Annotated in this window: 5 protein-coding genes; all 5 read left to right on the forward strand. The window is 55.6% G+C overall.

What is annotated here, in order from left to right:
• Window positions 1-522 precede the first annotated feature (522 nt).
• A complete protein-coding gene (locus G3480_RS25750) occupies window positions 523-795 on the forward strand; it encodes a DUF4258 domain-containing protein (RefSeq protein WP_164657063.1) in 273 nt (90 codons plus the stop codon).
• A gap of 23 nt (window positions 796-818) precedes the next feature.
• A complete protein-coding gene (locus tag G3480_RS25755) occupies window positions 819-1,901 on the forward strand; it encodes a hypothetical protein (protein WP_164657064.1) in 1,083 nt (360 codons plus the stop codon).
• A gap of 71 nt (window positions 1,902-1,972) precedes the next feature.
• Window positions 1,973-2,122: a lecithin retinol acyltransferase family protein gene (locus tag G3480_RS29645; RefSeq protein ID WP_206171903.1), complete on the forward strand. Its 150-nt coding sequence runs from the start codon at window positions 1,973-1,975 to the stop codon at window positions 2,120-2,122.
• A 137-nt stretch (window positions 2,123-2,259) separates the two neighbouring features.
• On the forward strand, window positions 2,260-2,502 hold the full coding sequence (locus G3480_RS29650; RefSeq protein ID WP_164657065.1) for a lecithin retinol acyltransferase family protein: 243 nt from the start codon (window positions 2,260-2,262) through the stop codon (window positions 2,500-2,502).
• A gap of 83 nt (window positions 2,503-2,585) precedes the next feature.
• Window positions 2,586-3,184 (forward strand): helix-turn-helix domain-containing protein (locus tag G3480_RS25770; protein WP_164657066.1); only part of this gene is annotated, 599 nt, incomplete at its 3' end.

Raw genomic sequence — 3,184 nt, forward strand, 5'->3', positions numbered from 1 at the left:
AGATCCTCTGGGGTTTGGCTCCATTTCACGAGATCCAGCTCAAGCATACACAAATCACTCCGGTAATTCGGTGAAGGCGCCTGCGAACCGTGTGCGCAGCACGGGTTTCAGGCGACCACAGAAAGTTACGCATCCCGCTCTGGGCGCGGTTTAACCGCCTCCTGCGAACGCGCTCGAGCTCGGCGTGTTCTTGCTTTCTTCCCGACGACGCGCTGCCGATCTGGGCTCAGCTGCTCCGACAAGCCTCGTTTTCGCAAGCGAAAGCCCCTTCTCCCCCCTCGAATCGAGGCCTGCCATTCTGGCAGAGGCTTCTGCGTTCTCCTGTCCTCGCCATTCCCGGCACAGCCATTCGCCTGCCTCGTCATCCTTCGCTGCAATCCGGCGCAGCTCGGATTCGGTAGCCCTCTTGATGCCTGAAGGACAGTCCAGGCCGAAAAAAGTTTGTCAGTTGCGCTCTGCGCGTCGTTCTTCAGGTTAGAGCCGGTGCTTCCGGCCACCCACGAAACCGCACCGAGAGCCGATATGCAACTCACGAAGCACGCCCAATTTCGGATGCAACAACGCGCGATCTCCGAGTCCGTTCTCGACTTGCTGTACGCCTACGGCCGTGAGATCGAGCAGGGTAAGGCGGGGACTCTGGTCTATTTCGATAAGTGTGCCCGGGACCGTATCAAGAAAGACACTCCGCGGAAGACATTCGCGAGGATCGAGCCGAAGCTCAATGCGTACGCCGTCGAGGACGACGACGGCGCCATCGTGACCGTCGGCTACCGATACAAGCCTGTGCGAGTCTGACAAGTAACAAGAGGAGAAGACCAATGCGGAACCACAATACGGATGAACAGAAGGTCGTCAGTCAACTCACTGCTTTAGTCGATTTCGAGAGCCAAGTCAGAGAGGTTGCCATTGATCAGTGCCCTGAAGCCCACCTCGCTACCAACGGAAAACGGTTGGATATCGTACATCGGGGCATTGCCTTCCAGGGCGCAGTCCTACGACCCTTGATACATCAGATCGGCGGAAGAATCTGGCCCGATGTCGATAAGTTCGAGGACATCGCGGATCGGTGGCAAACGCGATTCCATCAAGATAGCCGCCGTCTTGAATCCGATATTGCTAATGTCTTTTCCCGTTACGACCTAAAGATTCGGTATGTAGAAGACGGCAAATCTAACTTGGTTTATGGGATTGTCAGTCCTCAATTCGTTGAGGTTAATCAGCTCGATTTCCGGTCACGATTTCTGCAGGAGATCTGCAACAACACTGGACTTGATGCAAGGACTGAGCGTGTTAGCACCCGATTTGGCAACATCATCGAGTACTTCCATTTCGACTCCCCTGGGTTTCAGATTGGAATGGAATATGGCCTCGTTTACGCGAGAAATACGGGATATGATGCCTACAAAGTCGACTGGAGACGCTATGTGCTTGTCTGTACCAATGGATTAAAAGAATGGACGTCGAAGGATCAAGCTAAGTGGCATCACAACCACGCCCTTGATCTAACGGAATTCTTGAGCGACATCGCCAAAGAGGGCGTCGGCCATCAACAGTTGCTAGAAGACAGGATTGAGATTGCCAGGAGCACCGCACTGGATCGCGATACTGCGAGCGAGCTTATCAATCGCATGTCTTTGGCGGACGCCACTAAGCAACGATTGTTCGCGAGAACGAAAGATGAGTCGCGTGCGGTTGGGCGAAACGAATGGGCTCTGTCCCAGGCGCTCACCTATATGGGCACTCATGACAAACACATATCATTTCAAACAAGACGGCAGTTTACCGAGGTTGGCACAGATATTCTTGAGCGATCGCTGAAAGGCGTCCTTCAGGGGAATGCACAGACCGGGAAAGACGGCTTCTATGGCATGGTCTTGCCGAAAAGTTTGCGCTACCACTGATGGGAATTGCGCCAGTTCAAGACCACGAATCTGTCAGGCGAACTGTCTGTCACATAATGAGCGAGAACAAAATGAAGAATCATATCCCTCTCGGAGCCCACCTTATCAGTCCTCGGGGCGGCTATACTCATCACGGCATCTACGTCGGCGATGGCCATGTCGTCCACTACTCCGGTCTCGCCGCCGGAAGAACGTCCGGACCGGTAGAAACTGGGCCTTGATCATCGATTGGTCCACCTGCGGGACTGACGGCTGAAGCACAGGCGTAACACGCTGATTTATATTGGTATGTTTTGCGATACCCTACCATAATTTAGGGTTTTGGGCGAAACGATGATCAAGGCCAGAAACTGCAACTTTGGAGAAGTTCTCCAATGGTCAGGGAATCGAGGCGAAAACCTACAAAAACAGCTTCCCGCCGCCAGAGATTGTCGCAAGGGCAAGAAGCCGTATTGGTGAAGACTCTTATGGCGTCTTCAATAACAACTGCGAGCATTTTTGCCACTGGTGCATCCTTGGCGAGCACAATAGCCCCCAAGTCGATTCTGTCACTTGGTTTTCTGCGAAAACGCTTGTGCAATTGATTGGGCTAGTGGTCTAGAGTGAAAGTCCTAATACTGTTTCTGGGCGATCGATGGCATTCTGCTCATCTGTCTTGAGTTTCGCCGATGAGTTGATGACACGATGCCACGCTGTGCTCCGATTCCCGTTTCCCTCACCGACAAAGAACGTACCCAGTTGGAGGCGTTGGTGCGTCAGCACACCACGGCGCAGCAACTGGCGACCCGAGCCCGAATCATTCTCGCCGCCGACGCCGGCACGGGGGTGCACGAAACGGCCGCCACGTTGCAGGTCAGTCGCTCGTTGGTCCAACGCTGGCGCCGACGCTGGCGCGAGCGCGCGGATCACCCGGTGCTCGAGCGTCTGAGCGATAATCCGCGTTCGGGGACACCCCCGACCTTCACCCCCGAGCAGATCTGCGCCATCATTGCCCTAGCGTGCGAGCCTGCGGTTCGCGAGGGGGTGAAGCTGGCGCGCTGGACCCATGAGGACTTGGCCGAAGAGGCCAAGGCGCGTGGGATCGTCGACGCCATCTCCGCGCACTCCATCGGACGCTTCTTACGCGAGGTCGATCTCAAGCCGCATCGCGTGCAAGGCTGGATCAACACCCCGCGCGATGGTGATTTCGCCGAGCGCTGTCGGGATGTCTGCGAGACCTATCGCCTGGCCCCGGAACGTGCCGCCGAAGGCATTGAGACCCGCAGCATCGACGAGATGACCGG

Origin of the sequence: Thiorhodococcus mannitoliphagus (genome assembly GCF_010915725.1) — a bacterium.
In the GTDB taxonomy this organism is placed as follows: domain Bacteria; phylum Pseudomonadota; class Gammaproteobacteria; order Chromatiales; family Chromatiaceae; genus Thiorhodococcus; species Thiorhodococcus mannitoliphagus.